General features: G+C 66.1%; 17 protein-coding genes. 8 read left to right on the top strand and 9 right to left on the bottom strand.

All coding sequences use genetic code 11. From position 1 onward, the window contains the following. The first annotated feature begins 171 nt into the window (after window positions 1-171). Window positions 172-1,266: an AbrB family transcriptional regulator gene (locus tag AC3WLC_RS23585; RefSeq protein WP_493686348.1), complete on the top strand. Its 1,095-nt coding sequence runs from the start codon at window positions 172-174 to the stop codon at window positions 1,264-1,266. A gap of 3 nt (window positions 1,267-1,269) precedes the next feature. Here the strand turns inward: AC3WLC_RS23585 and AC3WLC_RS23580 are convergent, their stop codons facing one another. Further along, entirely contained in the window at window positions 1,270-2,070 is an 801-nt protein-coding gene (locus tag AC3WLC_RS23580) for a WecB/TagA/CpsF family glycosyltransferase (RefSeq protein WP_493686346.1), read from the bottom strand. A gap of 356 nt (window positions 2,071-2,426) precedes the next feature. Here AC3WLC_RS23580 and AC3WLC_RS23575 point away from each other — a divergent pair, with 356 nt between their 5' ends. From AC3WLC_RS23575 to AC3WLC_RS23565, 3 genes are all read left to right on the top strand, one after another. Then, window positions 2,427-3,881, top strand: coding sequence for an undecaprenyl-phosphate glucose phosphotransferase (locus AC3WLC_RS23575; protein ID WP_493686345.1), 1,455 nt, complete (start codon window positions 2,427-2,429; stop codon window positions 3,879-3,881). Between the two features lie 95 nt (window positions 3,882-3,976). Beyond that, on the top strand, window positions 3,977-4,723 hold the full coding sequence (locus AC3WLC_RS23570; RefSeq protein ID WP_493686344.1) for an SDR family NAD(P)-dependent oxidoreductase: 747 nt from the start codon (window positions 3,977-3,979) through the stop codon (window positions 4,721-4,723). A gap of 69 nt (window positions 4,724-4,792) precedes the next feature. Next, window positions 4,793-6,052: an allantoate amidohydrolase gene (locus tag AC3WLC_RS23565; RefSeq protein ID WP_493686343.1), complete on the top strand. Its 1,260-nt coding sequence runs from the start codon at window positions 4,793-4,795 to the stop codon at window positions 6,050-6,052. 81 nt (window positions 6,053-6,133) lie between these two features. Here AC3WLC_RS23565 and msrQ read toward each other — a convergent pair whose 3' ends face one another. Further along, window positions 6,134-7,021, bottom strand: a complete 888-nt coding sequence (gene msrQ / locus AC3WLC_RS23560; protein ID WP_493686342.1) for a protein-methionine-sulfoxide reductase heme-binding subunit MsrQ — start codon at window positions 7,019-7,021, stop codon at window positions 6,134-6,136. A 226-nt stretch (window positions 7,022-7,247) separates the two neighbouring features. Between msrQ and AC3WLC_RS23555 the strand changes: the two genes are divergently transcribed. After that, on the top strand, window positions 7,248-7,859 hold the full coding sequence (locus AC3WLC_RS23555; RefSeq protein WP_493686341.1) for an HAD family hydrolase: 612 nt from the start codon (window positions 7,248-7,250) through the stop codon (window positions 7,857-7,859). Between the two features lie 52 nt (window positions 7,860-7,911). On the opposite strand, the gene AC3WLC_RS23550 is transcribed toward AC3WLC_RS23555, so the two are convergent. The 3 genes from AC3WLC_RS23550 to AC3WLC_RS23540 all read right to left on the bottom strand — a co-directional run bounded on the left by AC3WLC_RS23550 (window position 7,912) and on the right by AC3WLC_RS23540 (window position 10,964). Continuing rightward, complete coding sequence (locus AC3WLC_RS23550; RefSeq protein WP_493686340.1) at window positions 7,912-8,223, bottom strand: hypothetical protein; 312 nt, start codon at window positions 8,221-8,223, stop codon at window positions 7,912-7,914. Between the two features lie 95 nt (window positions 8,224-8,318). Beyond that, a complete protein-coding gene (gene lepA / locus AC3WLC_RS23545) occupies window positions 8,319-10,124 on the bottom strand; it encodes a translation elongation factor 4 (protein WP_493686339.1) in 1,806 nt (601 codons plus the stop codon). Window positions 10,125-10,196: 72 nt separating this feature from the next. Next, window positions 10,197-10,964: a YiiX/YebB-like N1pC/P60 family cysteine hydrolase gene (locus AC3WLC_RS23540; protein WP_493686338.1), complete on the bottom strand. Its 768-nt coding sequence runs from the start codon at window positions 10,962-10,964 to the stop codon at window positions 10,197-10,199. A 243-nt stretch (window positions 10,965-11,207) separates the two neighbouring features. Between AC3WLC_RS23540 and AC3WLC_RS23535 the strand changes: the two genes are divergently transcribed. Further along, window positions 11,208-11,741, top strand: coding sequence for a GNAT family N-acetyltransferase (locus AC3WLC_RS23535; RefSeq protein ID WP_493686337.1), 534 nt, complete (start codon window positions 11,208-11,210; stop codon window positions 11,739-11,741). Here AC3WLC_RS23535 and AC3WLC_RS23530 read toward each other — a convergent pair. Beyond that, complete coding sequence (locus AC3WLC_RS23530; protein ID WP_493686336.1) at window positions 11,738-12,181, bottom strand: MarR family winged helix-turn-helix transcriptional regulator; 444 nt, start codon at window positions 12,179-12,181, stop codon at window positions 11,738-11,740. The genes AC3WLC_RS23535 and AC3WLC_RS23530 overlap by 4 nt on opposite strands. An 84-nt stretch (window positions 12,182-12,265) precedes the next feature. Between AC3WLC_RS23530 and AC3WLC_RS23525 the strand changes: the two genes are divergently transcribed. Beyond that, the gene (locus AC3WLC_RS23525; RefSeq protein ID WP_493686335.1) at window positions 12,266-12,769 is read left to right on the top strand and encodes an anthrone oxygenase family protein; all 504 of its coding nucleotides are present in this window, start codon (window positions 12,266-12,268) and stop codon (window positions 12,767-12,769) included. Here AC3WLC_RS23525 and AC3WLC_RS23520 read toward each other — a convergent pair. The 3 genes from AC3WLC_RS23520 to fdxA all read right to left on the bottom strand — a co-directional run bounded on the left by AC3WLC_RS23520 (window position 12,748) and on the right by fdxA (window position 14,295). Next, window positions 12,748-12,990 carry a DUF3297 family protein gene (locus tag AC3WLC_RS23520; RefSeq protein ID WP_091836060.1) on the bottom strand — a complete coding sequence of 81 codons (243 nt, stop codon included), beginning with the start codon at window positions 12,988-12,990 and terminating at the stop codon, window positions 12,748-12,750. The two genes, AC3WLC_RS23525 and AC3WLC_RS23520, sit on opposite strands and share 22 nt — an antisense overlap. Window positions 12,991-13,131: 141 nt before the next feature. Next, entirely contained in the window at window positions 13,132-13,905 is a 774-nt protein-coding gene (locus AC3WLC_RS23515) for a ferredoxin--NADP reductase (RefSeq protein ID WP_493686334.1), read from the bottom strand. A 60-nt stretch (window positions 13,906-13,965) separates the two neighbouring features. Next, window positions 13,966-14,295: a ferredoxin FdxA gene (gene fdxA / locus AC3WLC_RS23510; protein ID WP_091835349.1), complete on the bottom strand. Its 330-nt coding sequence runs from the start codon at window positions 14,293-14,295 to the stop codon at window positions 13,966-13,968. Window positions 14,296-14,446: 151 nt separating this feature from the next. On the opposite strand from fdxA, the gene AC3WLC_RS23505 reads away from it, so the two are divergent. Then, window positions 14,447-15,643, top strand: coding sequence for an amidohydrolase family protein (locus AC3WLC_RS23505; RefSeq protein WP_493686333.1), 1,197 nt, complete (start codon window positions 14,447-14,449; stop codon window positions 15,641-15,643). Window positions 15,644-15,767: the final 124 nt, after the last annotated feature.

Below are 15,767 nucleotides of genomic sequence, written 5' to 3'. Positions count from 1 at the left end.
AGTGGCTTGCGAGCATGGCGGGGTTGCCTGACGAGTTTGCCGCCACGCTCCTTCGCTCCGCCGCGAGGGCAAGGGCGACATGCCGACAAGGCCCTGTCATCGCCATGCGGATGGCGTATAGCAGCGCCGTAGCTTTGCCGTTGGCATGCGTCCGGGGAGGTGATCGGGGCAATGCGGGATCTGCTGAGGGATGCGATTGACGGCATCAGCGAATTGTCGCCGCGACGCTTTCCCTGGCGCCGTTTCCTGTTTGCATTGGCGCTCGGCACCGTCGGCGGCTGGCTCTTCGCGCATTACCGCCTGCCATTGCCCTGGATGCTCGGCTCGATGGTGTTCTGCACGATTGCCGCCATCGCCCGCGCACCGGTGGCCGCGCCACCGGTGATCCGCCCGCCCATGTCGGCTGTGATCGGGGTGATGCTCGGTTCTGGCTTCAAGCCGGAGATCATCGCGCAGATGCCGAACTGGCTGCCGACGATCGGTGGCCTGGTGCTGTTCATGATCGCCTGCGGGCTGTGCTGCGTCACCTATTTCCGCCGCGTCGCCGGCTATGATCCGGTGACCGCCTTCTTCTCCGGCATGCCCGGCGGCCTCGTCGAGATGGTGATCACCGGCGAGGAGAAGGGCGGCGATGCCCGCACCATCGCGCTGATCCATTCCGCCCGCATCCTCTTGGTGGTGATGACGCTGCCTTTCATCGTGCAATGGCTCGAAGGCGTCTCGCTCGGCATCAACCGCAATACCGGTCCCTCCATGTTCCAGACCACGGCGCTGGCCTGGTTCTGGCTGGTCGCCAGCGCGATCGCCGGCGTGATGCTCGCCCATGCGCTGCGCATGCCGGCCAAGCAATTGCTCGGGCCGATGCTGGTCTCGGCCATCGTGCACCTCGTCGGTTTCAGCGATTCCGTGCCCCCCTACGAGATCGTCAACGTCGCCCAGCTCATCCTCGGCGTCACCATCGGCTGCCGCTTCGTCGGCACGCCGCCGCAGGCGATCCTGCGCATCCTCATGATCTCCGTCGGCTCGACGGTGATCCTGGTGGCGCTGACGCTGGTCTTCGCCTTCGTGGTCGCGCATGTCTCCAGCTACAAGCCGGTGCCGCTGATCCTGGCCTATTCGCCGGGGGGACTCGCCGAGATGAGCCTGATCGCGCTGGCGCTGCACACCGAGGTCGCCTTCGTCGCGGCGCACCACATCATCCGGGTCTTCCTGGTGATGATCGGCGCCGGCCCGCTCTTCGGCTCCATCGTCGGGAAGAAGCCCTAACCCTCAGGCGCCGCGTCCTGCCAGCTTCTGGCGCAGCACGCGCAGGAGGAAGGCGGGATTGCCGACGACATAGCGCCGCCAGAGTCGGCGCGGCTCGAGCCAGAGGCGGTAGGTCCACTCGATCCTGAGGGCTCGGAAGGTTTCCGGCGCCCGCGCCACCTCGCCGGCGAGGAAGTCGAACAGCGCGCCGATGCCGGCCGCGACTGCGCAATGGCGGGCATCGATATGGTCGGCGATCCACTGCTCCTGCCGCGGATTGCCGAAGGCGACCAGCAGGAGATCGGGCCGCTCATGTGCGAGCCGCGCCAGTAGGGCGGCTTCTTCGTCCTGTCCGAAATAGCCATGGCTCAGCACCGAGAAGCGATGCTGCGGATGGTCGGCCCGCAGCCGCGCCGCGGCGCGCTCGGCGATGCCCGGCCGACCGCCGAGCAGCATCACGCGCAGCGGACGCTTGCGGGCGGAAAGGATGGCCGGCGTGAAGTCGGTGCCGTTGAGATTGGCGGGGAAGGGTGTGCCGTAGAGCAGGCGCGAGGCGATGTCGACGCCGATCCCGTCGGGCAGGATCAGGAAGTCGGCGAGCCGCGTGCGCAAGGCCGCATCGCGCGCGGCGATGTTGACGAGATTGGCGTTGCAATAGGCCAGGTGCAGATGGCGGCCGCCGTCGAAGGCGTGCTCGATCAGCGCGAGCGCCTCGTCGCGCGTCATGGCCGCGACGGGGACGCTGGCGATGTCGCGGCGCGGCGGTTCGGGCGGGACGCCGAGGGCAGCCGGTCGCTGCGAGGGTTTGAAGAGAACGACGTTCATCTCGATCGCTGCTGGCGCACGCATCGCCATGCTGACGGCGTAGGGCTTTGTCTTCGTTGCGTTCCCGGCCGGGGTCAAGCGGAACCCCACCATAGGATGAATGCGGCCTTTCCCTGATCGCATAGCCGATCTCGGCGCCTCGGTGACCTCTTGCCCAGCCGGTTGTCCCGTTATGGCACGCTCTGCGATCGCGGCCTGGTCGAAGGGAGATGAAGCGGGTCGATTTCCGCTTGTTTTCGCTGATTTCGCCGCCGTGCCGCTGCGGCATCGCCCTTGCCACTTCGACCGACGAGGCGGCCTCCGGCGCATCTCCTGTGCCGAATCCGGACTGCCTGCGACCGAGTGAGCGCGGCATGATGAGCGTCAACGACCTGGACTATGAAGTCGCAACAGCGGCAGACCAGCGCGCCAATGCGCTGCGCCACTGGATCGGGCTGATCACGGCGGCGGTCGATGCGGTGACCGTGGCGACCGTGGTCGCCGGCACCTCGATCGCCTATCACTTCGTCGCCTACCGCCATCTCGGCAACGACAAGGTCACGGTCGAGCTCGCCTCGATGATCGCCGCGATCTTCGTCTTCACCAATCTGATGCGCGGCCGCTACCGCCTCGAGAATTACCTCTCGACCAAGGGCCAGATCGCTTCGGTGTTCGGAGTCTGGAATCTGACGATGGTCGCCTTCGTCGCCATCGTCTTCATGGCCAAGATCAACGACCAGTACTCGCGTGCGGTCGTGCTCGCCACCTATGTCGCCGGCGCCCCGCTGATCGCGCTCGCCCGCTCGGCGATCGTGCGCACCATCTCGATGGCTTCGAAGACCGGCCGGATCACCTCCGAGCGGGTCTTCCTGATCGGCCGCGAGAGCGAAGTGATGTCGTTCGTCTCCCGTCACCAGCCCTGGAACATCGGCTTCTCGATCGTCGACGTCGCCTTCCTGCGCAGCAACGATCCGCGCCGCATCAACGATCCGCAGGCGGCGCTCGCCGCCGACCTCGTCACCGCCTCGGCTCGTGCTCGCGACCTCAAGCCGGACGCCGTCTTCATCGCCTTGCCCTGGTCGGACCAGGAGACGATCGACGCCTGCATCGACGCCTTCATGAACCTGCCGGTCGCGATCCACCTGACGCCGGAGCGCGTCATGGACCGCTTCGACAATCCCCATATCGTGCGGATCGGCTCGCTCGCCTCGCTCAGGCTGACGCGTCCGGCGCTCTCCTTCGCCCAGATCCTGTTCAAGCGCGTCTTCGACGTCCTCGCCGCCAGCACGATCCTGATCGCCAGCCTGCCGGTGCTGCTGCTGGTCGCGCTCGCGATCAAGCTGGATTCGAAGGGACCAGTGCTGTTCCTGCAGCGTCGCTACGGCTTCAACCAGGAGCCGTTCCGGATTTTCAAGTTCCGCACGATGACGACAACGGATGACGGCGAGGTGGTCAAGCAGGCGACGCGCAACGATCCGCGCATCACCAGGATCGGCGGCTTCCTGCGGCGCTACAATCTCGACGAATTGCCGCAGCTGCTCAATGTCATCGCCGGGCAGATGTCGCTGGTCGGCCCGCGCCCGCATGCGCTCGCCCATGACCGCGAGTTCCAGCGCAAGATCGCGCTCTATGCGAGGCGCCACAACGTCAAGCCGGGGATCACCGGCTGGGCCCAGGTCAATGGCCTGCGCGGCGAAACCGACACCGACGACAAGATGGCCCGCCGCATCGCCTATGATCACTGGTACATCGACAACTGGTCGTTCTGGCTCGATATCGGCATCCTCTTGCGCACCGTCTTCAGCCCGAGCGCCTTCCGGAACGCCCGTTAAGCTGACGCAACCCTCCCCTCAGGCCATCGCGGCTTTGCGTTGGCCGGCTTTGCGCTAGAGTTCGCAAGCAAGATCCAGGGAGGAATACCGTTTCAATGAACCAAATCGATTTAAAGGGCCGGGTCGCGATCATCACCGGCGGGGCGCAGGGGATCGGTCGCGCTGTCGCCGAACGTCTCGCCGCCAGCGGCGCCAAGGTTGCGATCTGGGACCTCGACGGCAAGCTCGCCAACGAGGCGGCCGCTGCGATCGGACCGGCCGCGAGCGGGCTTGCGATCGATGTGACCGATGCCAAGGCGGTGAATGCCGCCGCCGCCGAGCTGGAGCAGCGCCATGGCAGCGTCGATATCCTCGTCACCAGCGCCGGCATCGCCGGGCCCAATCTGAAGACCTGGGAATACCCGCTCGACGAATGGGCCAAGATCATGCGCCTCAATGTCGACGGCACCCTGCATTGCTGCCAGGCGGTGATCCCCGGCATGATCAAGCGCAATTACGGCCGGCTCGTGCTGGTCGCCTCGATCGCCGGCAAGGAGGGCAATCCCAACGCCTCGGCCTATTCGGCCTCGAAGGCGGCGGTGATCGCCCTGACCAAGTCGCTCGGCAAGGAGCTGGCGCAGCAGGACATCGCGGTGAACTGCATCACCCCGGCCGCCGCCCGCACCCGCATCTTCGACCAGATGAGCGACGAGCATATCGGCTACATGCTGGCCAAGATCCCGCGCGGGCGCTTCCTGCTGCCGGAAGAGGTTGCCGCGATGGTCGCTTTCCTCGCCTCGGCTGAAAACAGCTTCACCACCGGTTCGGTCTTCGACCTGTCCGGCGGGCGGGCGACCTACTGACACGCAAATCGATCCCACCGCGCTAAAGCGGGCTGGCCACGTCCACGGCCGGCCCGCTAGGTTGATCCCATGACCACGACCCTGCCTTCTCCCGCCGTCCTCGGCGCCCGCGCCTTCGCCACCCTCGCCGGCATCAACCGCTTCAGCGACGAAACGGGCAAGATCACCCGGCTCTATCTCTCGCCCTCGCACCGGCAGGCGGCGGAATACGTCAAGGGCGCGATGGAGGTCGCGGGACTGACCGCCTTCATCGACGCCGCCGGCTCGGTGCAGGGACGGCGCGAAGGCGCGAGCCTCGGCCTGCCGGCGGTGCTGATCGGCTCCCACATCGACACGGTTCGCGATGGCGGGCGCTTCGACGGCAATCTTGGCGTCGTCGCCGGCATCCTGGCGGCGCAGGCGATCCGCGATGCCGGCATCACCTTGCCCTTCGCGCTTGAGGTCATCGCTTTCGGCGACGAGGAGACGGTGCGCTTCCCGACCTCGCTTTCGACCTCCTCGGCGCTGGTCGGTCATTACGATCCGGCCTGGCTCGAGTCGCGCGATGCGGACGGCGTCGTATTGCGCGACGCGCTCGTCGCTTTCGGCGGCGACCCGGCGGGGATCGCGGCGCTCGCCCGCAAGCCGGGCTCGGTCAAGGCCTATCTCGAAGTCCATATCGAGCAGGGCCCGGTGCTGGAGGTCGAGGGCGAGGCCGTCGGCATCGTCACCGCAATCAACGCCCAGAGCCGCGCCGCCGTGCGTGTCAGCGGCGAGGCCGGCCATGCCGGCACCGTGCCGATGAAATTTCGCAGGGATGCTCTCACCGCCGCCGCCGAGATGGCGCTGGCTCTGGAGGAGATCGCAGGCAGCCATGACCAGGCGGTCGGCACGGTCGGCGTCTTCCGGCCCGATCCGGGCGCGACCAATGTCGTGCCCGGCGCGGTCGACTTCACCATCGACTATCGCGCGCCCATCGGTGCGACCGTCGCCAGCATGGAGCGGCAGATCCAGCAGCGCTTCGGCGAGATCGCGGCCCGGCGTGGCGTCGGCCTGACCATCACACCCTATTCGCGCGAGGATGCGACGCCGATGGCGGCCGAGTTGCAGGAAGCGCTCGCCACCGGCATCGCCCGCACAGGCTCGAACCTTTCGGCCCGTCGCCTGCCGTCCGGCGCCGGGCACGACGCCATGGCGATGGCGCGGCTCTGTCCCTCAGCCATGCTATTCGTGCGCTGCGAGAAGGGCATCAGCCACTCGCCGCTGGAGAACATGACCGAGCTGGACGCCGGCATCGCCATCCGCGTCATGATCGAGACGATCTTGGAACTGGCGCGGCGCGAGGGCTGACAGGGCGTCATTCTCGGACGAAGCGAAGCGCAGACCCGAGAATCTCAGGACCAGTTCGCACTGGCTTACGAGATGCTCGGGTCAAGCCCGAGCATGACGGCGCATTCCTTCCGGCCGCGCTGCAGGCTTGCGGAAGAGGTGCAGGGCCGCGAGCGCGAGCCCGACGGCTGCGACCCAATGGCCGGGCCGCAGCGCCGTCCAGTCTTGGTAGACGACGATGTCGGCATTGGCCTGGAAGATCAGCCAGGCCGAGGCACCAGTGGCAAAGGCATACCAGGCCGTCTCGGCCAGCGCGGTGGCGAGGCCGGTCGCCAGCGCGGTCAGCGCGAGCGAGGTAAAGCTCAGCGGAATCTTGAGCCGGTTGAGCCCGCGATAGGCCATCAGCAGCGCAAACAGCCCGGTCAGCAGCACCGGCTGGGTGACGTCGATCTTTGACTGCAGCGCGAAATGGAACAGGCCGAGGCAGGCGATCAGGTAGACGATGTTGTGCAGGCGCTGCCAGCGGCCGGAACCCAGCCGGCGGATCATGCCGTCGGTCGAGGTGATGCCGAGCACGACCAGGCCGATCAGCGCGGTGATGCCGACGACGAGATAGAAGCGCTTGACGATCTCGGAGAGGATCAGCCCCCAATCGAAGGCGAGGTCGATGCAGTAAAGCGCGAGATGGCCGAGCGCATACGCCATGGCCGAGAGGCCGAGCATGCGGCGGATGCCGATCAGCTTGTTCCAGTCGAGGATGCGGCGCAGCGGCGTGACCGCGAGGGTGATGACGAGAATGCGCAGGGCCCAGGTGCCGGTGTCGTGCACGGCCTGCGTCCAGGGCTTGGAGCCGAGCTGATGCGCCCAGGCCTGCCAGACCAGAATCAGCGCCGGAACGAGCACCAGCGCAAAGCAGGCGGCGCGCAAGGCGGAGAAGCGCCCCTGCCGATCGTTCCACGGCCAGTAGCTAGCTGTCGCTGCGAAAGCCATTCATCACCTTGACTGTCGATCCCGAAGCATTTTCGCGTTCCTGCGGATCGCGAAAATGCTCTGGCTCCTGGCTGGTCGCATTTTCTTTACGCGAACCGGTATCCACTTCACGCGAAAATGCTCCACCGCGAATACGCCAGAATCGGTGTGAAAGTTACGCCCGCTCGCGCACAAGGACGTGAGCCGCGCGATCCCATCGCCGCGAACTGGAATGGAGAAGCCTGTCGTGCCTGAGAATCGCAAGGTCGTGTTCGATGTCGGCAATGTCCTGCTGCGCTGGGATCCGTTCCACCTCTACCGCAACCTGATCCCGGACGATGCCAAGCGCGACTGGTTCCTGAAGAACGTCTGCACAGCTGCCTGGAACATCGAGCAGGACCGCGGCCGGCCCTGGCCCGAGGCGGTCGCGCTGCTGGTGGCGGAGCATCCGGAATGGGAGGCCGAGATCCGCGCCTATGACGAGCGTTGGCACGAGACGGTGCCCTCGACGATCGAGGACAGCGTCGCGACCCTGGCGGAGCTGAAGGCGAAGGGCGAAGCGGTTTATGCCATCACCAATTTCTCGCGCGAGAAATGGGCGGAGTGCCTGATCCGCTTTCCCTTTCTGCAGAGCTTCGACGGTGTGATCGTCTCGGCGCATGAGCGGCTGCTCAAGCCCGATCCGGCGATCTACAATGTGCTGCTGGAGCGCTACGGGCTGAGCGCCGGCGAGTGCATCTTCGTCGACGACAGCGCCAAAAATATCGACGCCGCCCGCTCGGTCGGCATGCAGGCCGTGCATTTCGTCGAGCCGATCGACCTCAAGGCTGAGCTCCGCGGGCTCGGCGCCAATCTCTGAATTGCGCTGACCACCCTGTGCGGCCCAGGCCTGCGCGGGGTGGACGGAGTGCCTACCAGTAGCGGCGGCGGTAGTAGTAGCGGCGATGCGGCCGCCAGCGTCGGCGATAATAATAGCGTCGCCGATAATGGCGATGGCGCCAATACCGCCTGCGCCAATGCCGCCGGCGGTGGCGGTGATAATGATATCGGGCGTAGTCGGTCTCGGTCTTGTCGAGCGCTTCCGGATCGACTTGGGGCGTTTCGTCGGGCCGGTGAGGCTCTACCGCCGGTTTCGGCTGCGGCGCTGCGAGCGCGGCCGTGCCGAGGCTGGCGGCGGCGGCCAAGCCGCCGATCAGGCTTGCGAGGAAAGAGCGTCTGTCCACGATGCAGTCCTCCCTTCGGTTGAAGGCTTTGGATCAACACCGTGGCTGAAGGGATGGTTCCCTGAACCGCAGACGAGGCGGCTGAGCGAGGTCGCTCAGTCGTCCATCTTCAGCGCGGCGATGAAGGCTTCCTGCGGAATCTCGACGCGGCCGAACTGCCGCATCTTCTTCTTGCCTTCCTTCTGCTTGTCCAGGAGCTTGCGCTTGCGCGAGGCGTCGCCGCCATAGCACTTGGCGGTCACGTCCTTGCGCAGCGCCCGGATGGTCTCGCGGGCGATGATCTTGCCCCCGATGGCGGCCTGGACGGGAATCTGGAACATATGCGGCGGGATCAGCTCCTTGAGCTTCTCGCACATCGCCCGGCCGCGGGCGTCGGCGCGCGAGCGGTGGACCAGCATGGAGAGCGCATCGACCGGCTCGGCATTGACCAGGATCGACATGCGCACGAGGTCGCCCTCGCGATAGTCGGTGATGTTGTAGTCGAAGGAGGCATAGCCCTTCGATATCGACTTCAGCCGGTCGTAGAAGTCGAACACCACCTCGTTCAGCGGCAGGTCGTAGACGACCTTGGCGCGCGAGCCGACATAGTTGAGGTCGATCTGCAGGCCGCGCCGGTCCTGGCAGAGCTTCAGCACCGAGCCGAGATACTCGTCCGGAGTGAAGATCGTGGCGCGGATCCACGGCTCCTCGATGAACTCGATCTTCATCACGTCCGGCATGTCGGCCGGGTTGTGAAGCTCCAGCGTCGAGCCGTCGCGCAGCTTGAGATGATAGACGACCGAGGGCGCGGTCGAGATCAGGTTGAGGTTGAACTCGCGCTCCAGCCGCTCCTGGATGATCTCCAGATGGAGCAGCCCGAGGAAACCGCAGCGGAAGCCGAAGCCGAGCGCCGCCGAGGTCTCCATTTCATAGGAGAACGAGGCATCGTTCAGGCGCAGCCGCGACATGGCGCTGCGCAGCACCTCGAAATCGGCGGCGTCGACCGGGAAGATGCCGCAGAACACCACCGGCTGCACCGGCTTGAAGCCCGGCAGCGGCTCGGCGATCGGCTTGCGGTCGTCGGTAATGGTGTCGCCGACGGCGGTGTCGGCGACTTCCTTGATCGAGGCGGTGAAGAAGCCGACCTCGCCGGGACCGAGCTCCTTCACTTCGAGCATCTTCGGCTTGAACACGCCAACGCGGTCGACGCCGTAGCTGGCGTTGGCGCGCATCATCCGGATGGTCATGCCCTTCTTCAGCACGCCGTCGATGACGCGCACCAGCACGACGACGCCGAGATAAGCGTCATACCAGGAGTCGACCAGCAGGCATTTCAGCGGGGCTTCGGCATCGCCCTTCGGCGCCGGCAGCTTCTGGACGATCGCTTCGAGCACGCCCTCGATGTTGAGGCCGGTCTTGGCCGAGATCGGCACGGCCTCGGAGGCGTCGAGGCCGATCACGTCCTCGATCTGCTGCTTGATCCGCTCCGGCTCGGCGGCCGGCAGGTCGATCTTGTTGAGGACGGTGACGATCTCGTGCCCGGCGTCGAGCGCCTGGTAGACATTGGCGAGCGTCTGCGCCTCGACGCCTTGCGAGGCGTCGACGACCAGCAGCGAGCCTTCGCAGGCGGCCAGCGAGCGCGAGACCTCATAGGCGAAGTCGACGTGCCCGGGCGTGTCCATCAGGTTGAGGATGTAGGTCTTGCCGTCCTCGGCCTGGTAGTCCAGCCGGACGGTCTGCGCCTTGATGGTGATGCCGCGCTCCTTCTCGATGTCCATCGAGTCGAGGATCTGCTCGCTCATGTCGCGCGCGGCGACCGTGCCGGTCTGCTGGATCAGCCGGTCGGCGAGGGTCGACTTGCCGTGGTCGATATGGGCCACGATCGAGAAGTTGCGGATATTGTCGAAGCTGCGGGTGCTCATGCGCGCGCCATAGCAGTGCGCGCGGGTTGCGCCAAGGGTCGCGCCACCGGTTTGCGGCGATCGCCGGCCGTTTCACTCCGCCGCGAGCAGCCTTTCCTTGGCCCAGTTCAGCGCCCGATAGTCGAAACCAGCCTCCAGCGTCGGCTTCACCACCGAGAAATAGGGCGAGATGTCGAAGTCGCGCGGCATGTAGAGCGAGTGATGCCGGATGTGCAGGATTTCCCGGATGGTCTCCTCGCCCATCGCCTGCGCGTATTCGACCGTCGGCAGAACGGGATAGCGCGCCGCCTCGAAGGCCTGGGCGATCAGGGTCGAGCAGATTGCCCGCGTCGGATCGCCGGAGCCGAGCGCGATCATCCGCCGGCGCAGGCTGGCGGGAGCCCACGGCACCGGAATTAGCCAGCGCGCCAGGTCGAGGATGTTCTTCAGGTCGTATTGGGTGCCGAGCCGTTCCAGCACATAGTCGACGGCGGTCTGGCGACCTTCGCGGTCGAGCGCTTGTGGCCGGCAGATCCGGGTGCCGAAGGCGCCGTATTTCGACAAAGGCGAGAGCACGCAGCCGACATCCATCTCGACCTCGGCCAGCACCAGCGGCTCGCCCTCCGGGCTGACCTTGCCGGTATCGCCGACATAGAGGGCGGCATGCGACCAGGTCGACTGCGTCAGGTACTTGATCGCGGCCGAGACCTTCATGCGGCCTTCGACCAGGAGCACGTCGCCGGGGCGCAGCGCAGCTTCCAGCCGGGCCATGGCCTTGCGATCGACAGGATCGCTCTGGGCCTTGCTGCGCGTGATGAAGCGGACCACCGAGCGACCGATGAATTCCAGCCCCCTGTTCATCGACGCCTCCCGTCGCGCCGGCGCCGTCTCCGGCGTCTCCCACTTTCCGAGTAGAACGCGAGCCCGTGACTTTTTCGGAAATCACCTGCTGGATTTGCGCCGGCGAGACGAGGATTCGCCGAACGTCGTAAAATCCGGGTTGACGGCGGGCTGCGGTGATCTTGCTTTGGTATAATCCATTATGTTGGAATTAATCTTGCATAATGGATTGCGCCGCTGATTGGCGGCGCGAGGAGACGGATCATGACGGCGCCAGACACGACGACCATCGAACAGCTCGACGGCGATGGAGCGCTGGCGGCCGTGCCGGCTCTGGCGGAGGTACTGCGCGATTCCGTGGCGAACGGCGCCTCGGTCGGCTTCATGGACTGGAACACATCCGCCGATTTCGAGAGCTTCTGGCGCGGCATCGCGGCCGAGGTCGCCGCCGGCCGCATCCTGCTCTTCGCTGCGCGCGACGGCGGCGGCATCGTCGGCACAGCGCAGCTCCATCCCGTCGGGAAGCCGAACCAGCCGCACCGCGCCGAGATCGCCAAGGTGCTGGTGCATTCGCGCGCCCGCCGCCGTGGCATCGGCGAGGCCCTGATGCGGGCGGCCGAGGCGGGCGCGCTGGCGCTCGGGCGCGACCTCCTGGTGCTCGACACCGACGAGGCCGGCGCGGCGCGCCGCCTCTACACCCGGCTGGGCTGGAGGGAGGTCGGCACCATCCCGCGCTATGCGCTGATGCCGGACGGGCGAGATTGCGGCTCGACCTTCTTCTACAAGCAGCTGGGCTAACCCAGCTCGGCGCTGCGCGAGAGAGCGCCGACGATCCGGCGCAGGCCCAATAGCAGCACCTCACGCTCGTCTTCGGAGAAGTCCGCAAGAGCGCGCGCATTGACGCCCTTGGCGGCGGCGAGCGCTGATTCCTGCAATGCCCTGGCCCGCGCGGTGAGCTGGATGCGGCGGGCGCGGGCATCGGCCTGATCCGGCCGGCGCTCGATCAAGCCATCGCGCTCCATCCGGGCCAGCGTCGCCGCCATGGTCGCCTGCTCGACATCGAGCCGTCCGACCAGGTCCTTCTGCGTCAACCCTTCGTCGCGCCAGAGCTCGAGCAGCACCATGAATTGCGCCGGGGCGAGGCCGAGCGGGCGCACCGCCTCGGCGAGCTCGCGGGCGAACAGGCGGGCGACATGGTTGGCGAGATAGCCGGCGGAACTGGTCTTGAAGCTGGTCATGCAAGGCTCGATCCGACGAGATTGCGGTTGAACAGCATACTATGCAATGATATATAGCATGCTGTTCATTTCGAGGAGATGGCCATGCCTGACACTCATCTCGAAGCGATCGCGCGGAAAAGCGGCGCCTCCGCCACGGGCCTCGTCGCCCTGATCCTGGCGACCTTATTCGCCGGCGCTGCGATCTACATCCTCGTCGCCGAGCAGCCGGCGCGGCTCACACTCGCTGATGCTCCGCTGCTGCGGCACTGGCAGGAGAGCTATCCGCGCGCGGCGCGGATGCAGGCCGGGCTCGCCGTGCTGGCGAGCCTTGTCGGCGTGCTCGCCTTCTGGTGGGCGCGGAATCCGCTCTGGCTGGTCGGCGCGGCGCTGATGCTCGCCAACCTGCCGTTCACGCTGATCGTGATCGCCCCGGTGAACGACGCGCTTCTTGCGCTCGGCGCCGAGCAGGCCGGCGCGGCCAGCCGGGCACTGATCGAGCGCTGGGGGGCACTCCATACCATGCGTGCCGGACTATCGGTGCTGGCGACCGCCGCTTTCGCGCTGGCGATCGCCCGCGGCAGTTCTCACTCGGCGTTGCGGAAATAGGGCTCGACCGTGCCCTTGAGCTTGACCGTCATCGGGTTGCCGTGGCGGTCCTTGGCATTGCCGGCGGTGAGGCGCACCCAGCCCTCGCTGATGCAATATTCCTCGACATTGGTCTTCTCGACGCCCTTGAAGCGGACGCCGATATCCTTCGCCAGCAGCTCTTCGTTGTAGAAGGGGCTGTTGGGGTTGGAGGACAGGCGGTCGGGGAGGGTATCGGTCATGGTGCTGCTCGTCTGCGGAAGTGATTTGCCGGACAGGTAGCAGGCCAGGGCGCATTCGGCAAAAGCGCAAGGCGGACTGCAAATGCAGAACGGCCGGCCTGCGGGAACAGGCCGGCCGTCCTGAATGATCTGCGCCGGGTCTCAGCGCTCGGCGAAAGCCTTCTCGATGACGTAGTCGCCGGCCTCGCCGTGATTACCTTCCTCGAGGCCGCGCTCGTCGAAGATCTGCTTGAGGTCGACCAGCATCTGCGGGCTGCCGCAGAGCATGAAGCGGTCGCCGGCCGGATCGAACGGGCCCATGCCGGTATCGCTGAAGAGCTGGCCGGAGGTCAGCAGGTCGGTGATGCGGCCGCGATTGCGGAAGGGCTCGCGCGTCACGGTCGGATAATAGACGAGCTGCTCGCGGATCATCTCGCCCAGGAACTCGTCGTTCGGCAGTTCCTGCTGGATGCGCTCGCCATAGGCCAGCTCCGAGACCTGGCGGCAGCCATGCACGAGCACGACCTTCTCATAGCGCTCATAGGTCTCGGGATCGCGGATCAGTGAGAGGAACGGCGCGAGGCCCGTGCCGGTGCCGAGCAGGAACAGGCGCTTGCCGTCCTTGAGGTTGTCGAGCACCAGCGTGCCCGTCGCCTTCTTGCCGATGATGATGGGGTCGCCGACCTGCAGGTTCTGCAGGCGCGAGGTCAGCGGGCCGTCCGGCACCTTGATCGAGAAGAACTCGAGGTTCTCGTCGTAATTGGTGCTGGCGACGCTGTAGGCGCGCAGCAGCGGCTTCTCACCGACCTTGAGCCCGATCATCGTGAACTGGCCGTTCTTGAAGCGGAAGGTCGTGTCGCGGGTCGTCGTGAAGCTGAAGAGCGTATCGGTCCAGTGATGGACGGAGAGGACGCGCTCCTCGTAGAAATTGCTCATCTCGTCGATCCTTAGATAGTCTAGCGATTTAGCAGATTATCGGATGCAGGCCACCCAATATCACATTGCCGGACGTTCGGAAAGCAGGTCGATCTTGTCCGGTATTCCCTTCCAGTCGTCGGCATCGGCCGGCGGCTCGCTCTTCTGCGTGATGTTCGGCCAGAGCGGCGCCAGCCTCGCGTTCAAGGCCAGCCATTGCTCGGCGCCGTCGGCGCTGTCGGCGACGATCGCCTCGGCCGGGCATTCCGGCTCGCAGACGCCGCAGTCAATGCATTCGTCCGGGTGGATGACGAGCATGTTCTCGCCCTCGTAGAAGCAGTCGACCGGACAGACCTCGACGCAATCCATGTACTTGCAACGGATGCAGGCGCTGGTGACGGCGTAAGGCATGCGCGATCCTTGCTGCTTGACAGCCGGGTTCGAACGGGGCAGAAATTCATTCGTACACAAACAATATCTCGCATCCTACCGTGCTTGTCAATCGGGCTTGTGGCGATGAGGATGGCGGCGGATTTGGGCAACGGACGACAGGGCGGATACGATGGCTGAACAGCAGGCGACGACAGTCAGCAGCACCCACAAGCTCGTGGTGAAGAATATCGGCCTGATGCTCTCCGGCGACATCGAGCGCCCGATCCTCGAAGCCGATACACTCGTCGCCATCGGCGGCCGGATCGCCGCGGTCGGCCGCTTCAAGGATCTCGACACAGAAGGAGCCGACACCGTCATCGACGCCCACGGCACGGTGCTCTCGCCCGGCCTGATCGACAGCCATGTCCACCCGGTCGCCGGCGACTGGACGCCGCGCCAGAACCAGCTCGGCTGGATCGACTCGACCATGCATGGCGGCGTCACCACCATGATCTCGGCTGGCGAAGTCCACACCCCCGGACGGCCCAAGGACATTGTCGGCCTGAAGGCGATGGCGATCTACGCCCAGCGCGCCTTCACCGCCTTCCGCCCCGGCGGCGTCAAGGTCCATGCCGGCGCGCCGGTGATCGAGCCCGGCATGGTCGAGCAGGACTTCAAGGACCTGGCCGATGCCGGGGTGAAGCTACTCGGCGAGGTCGGCCTCGGCGGTGTCAAGGACGGGGCGCGCGCCAGGGAAATGGTGGCTTGGGCCCGCAAATACGGGATCCAGTCGACCATCCACACCGGCGGTCCCTCGATCCCCGGCTCCGGGCTGATCGGCGCCGATGTCGTGCTGGAAGCCGATACCGATGTGGTCGGGCACATCAATGGCGGCCATACCGCTTTGCCGGACAAGGAGATCCGCTGCATCTGCGAGGGCTGCAAGCGCGGCCTCGAACTGGTGCATAACGGCAATGAGCGTGCCGCGCTCTATACGCTGCGCGTCGCCCGCGAGATGGGCGATCTCAAGCGCGTCATCCTCGGCACCGACGGGCCGGCGGGCTCGGGCGTGCAGCCGCTCGGTATCATCAGAATGGTCTCGATGCTGTCCTCGCTCGGCGATGTCCCGGCCGAGGTCGCCTTCTGCTTCGCCACCGGCAACACCGCTCGGATGCGCAGCCTGGATTGCGGGCTGATCGAGGTCGGCCGCGCCGCCGATTTCGTCTTCATGGACAAGGCCCAGCATTCGGCCGGCAAGAACTTCCTCGACTCGATCCAGCTCGGCGACCTGCCCGGCATCGGCATGATCGTGATCGACGGCATCGTCCGCAGCGGCATCAGCCGCAACACCCCGCCGGCTGAGAAGATCCCGTCGGTCCGGCATTGAGTGCTATCTGGCCGTCATTCCCGGGCGAAGCGAAGCGCAGACCCGGGAATCTCATGACGAGAAGGCGCTGACCGGAACCTCCTCCGGCCTGAGATGCTCGGGTCAAGCCCGAGCATGACGGAGT

Source organism: Allobosea sp. GW821-FHT03A12 (assembly GCF_058986765.1).
Note: the sequence above shows the minus strand (reverse complement) of the source record. Positions and strands in the feature narration are given on the sequence as shown.

Excerpts from the sequence above, each read along its gene's own strand:
- AC3WLC_RS23585 (WP_493686348.1), top strand. The coding sequence starts at position 172 with ATGCGGGATCTGCTGAGGGATGCGATTGACGGCATCAGCGAATTGTCG.
- AC3WLC_RS23580 (WP_493686346.1), bottom strand. The coding sequence starts at position 2,070 with ATGAACGTCGTTCTCTTCAAACCCTCGCAGCGACCGGCTGCCCTCGGC.
- AC3WLC_RS23575 (WP_493686345.1), top strand. The coding sequence starts at position 2,427 with ATGAGCGTCAACGACCTGGACTATGAAGTCGCAACAGCGGCAGACCAG.
- AC3WLC_RS23570 (WP_493686344.1), top strand. The coding sequence starts at position 3,977 with ATGAACCAAATCGATTTAAAGGGCCGGGTCGCGATCATCACCGGCGGG.
- AC3WLC_RS23565 (WP_493686343.1), top strand. The coding sequence starts at position 4,793 with ATGACCACGACCCTGCCTTCTCCCGCCGTCCTCGGCGCCCGCGCCTTC.
- msrQ (WP_493686342.1), bottom strand. The coding sequence starts at position 7,021 with ATGGCTTTCGCAGCGACAGCTAGCTACTGGCCGTGGAACGATCGGCAG.
- lepA (WP_493686339.1), bottom strand. The coding sequence starts at position 10,124 with ATGAGCACCCGCAGCTTCGACAATATCCGCAACTTCTCGATCGTGGCC.
- AC3WLC_RS23540 (WP_493686338.1), bottom strand. The coding sequence starts at position 10,964 with ATGAACAGGGGGCTGGAATTCATCGGTCGCTCGGTGGTCCGCTTCATC.
- AC3WLC_RS23535 (WP_493686337.1), top strand. The coding sequence starts at position 11,208 with ATGACGGCGCCAGACACGACGACCATCGAACAGCTCGACGGCGATGGA.
- AC3WLC_RS23530 (WP_493686336.1), bottom strand. The coding sequence starts at position 12,181 with ATGACCAGCTTCAAGACCAGTTCCGCCGGCTATCTCGCCAACCATGTC.
- AC3WLC_RS23525 (WP_493686335.1), top strand. The coding sequence starts at position 12,266 with ATGCCTGACACTCATCTCGAAGCGATCGCGCGGAAAAGCGGCGCCTCC.
- AC3WLC_RS23520 (WP_091836060.1), bottom strand. The coding sequence starts at position 12,990 with ATGACCGATACCCTCCCCGACCGCCTGTCCTCCAACCCCAACAGCCCC.
- AC3WLC_RS23515 (WP_493686334.1), bottom strand. The coding sequence starts at position 13,905 with ATGAGCAATTTCTACGAGGAGCGCGTCCTCTCCGTCCATCACTGGACC.
- fdxA (WP_091835349.1), bottom strand. The coding sequence starts at position 14,295 with ATGCCTTACGCCGTCACCAGCGCCTGCATCCGTTGCAAGTACATGGAT.
- AC3WLC_RS23505 (WP_493686333.1), top strand. The coding sequence starts at position 14,447 with ATGGCTGAACAGCAGGCGACGACAGTCAGCAGCACCCACAAGCTCGTG.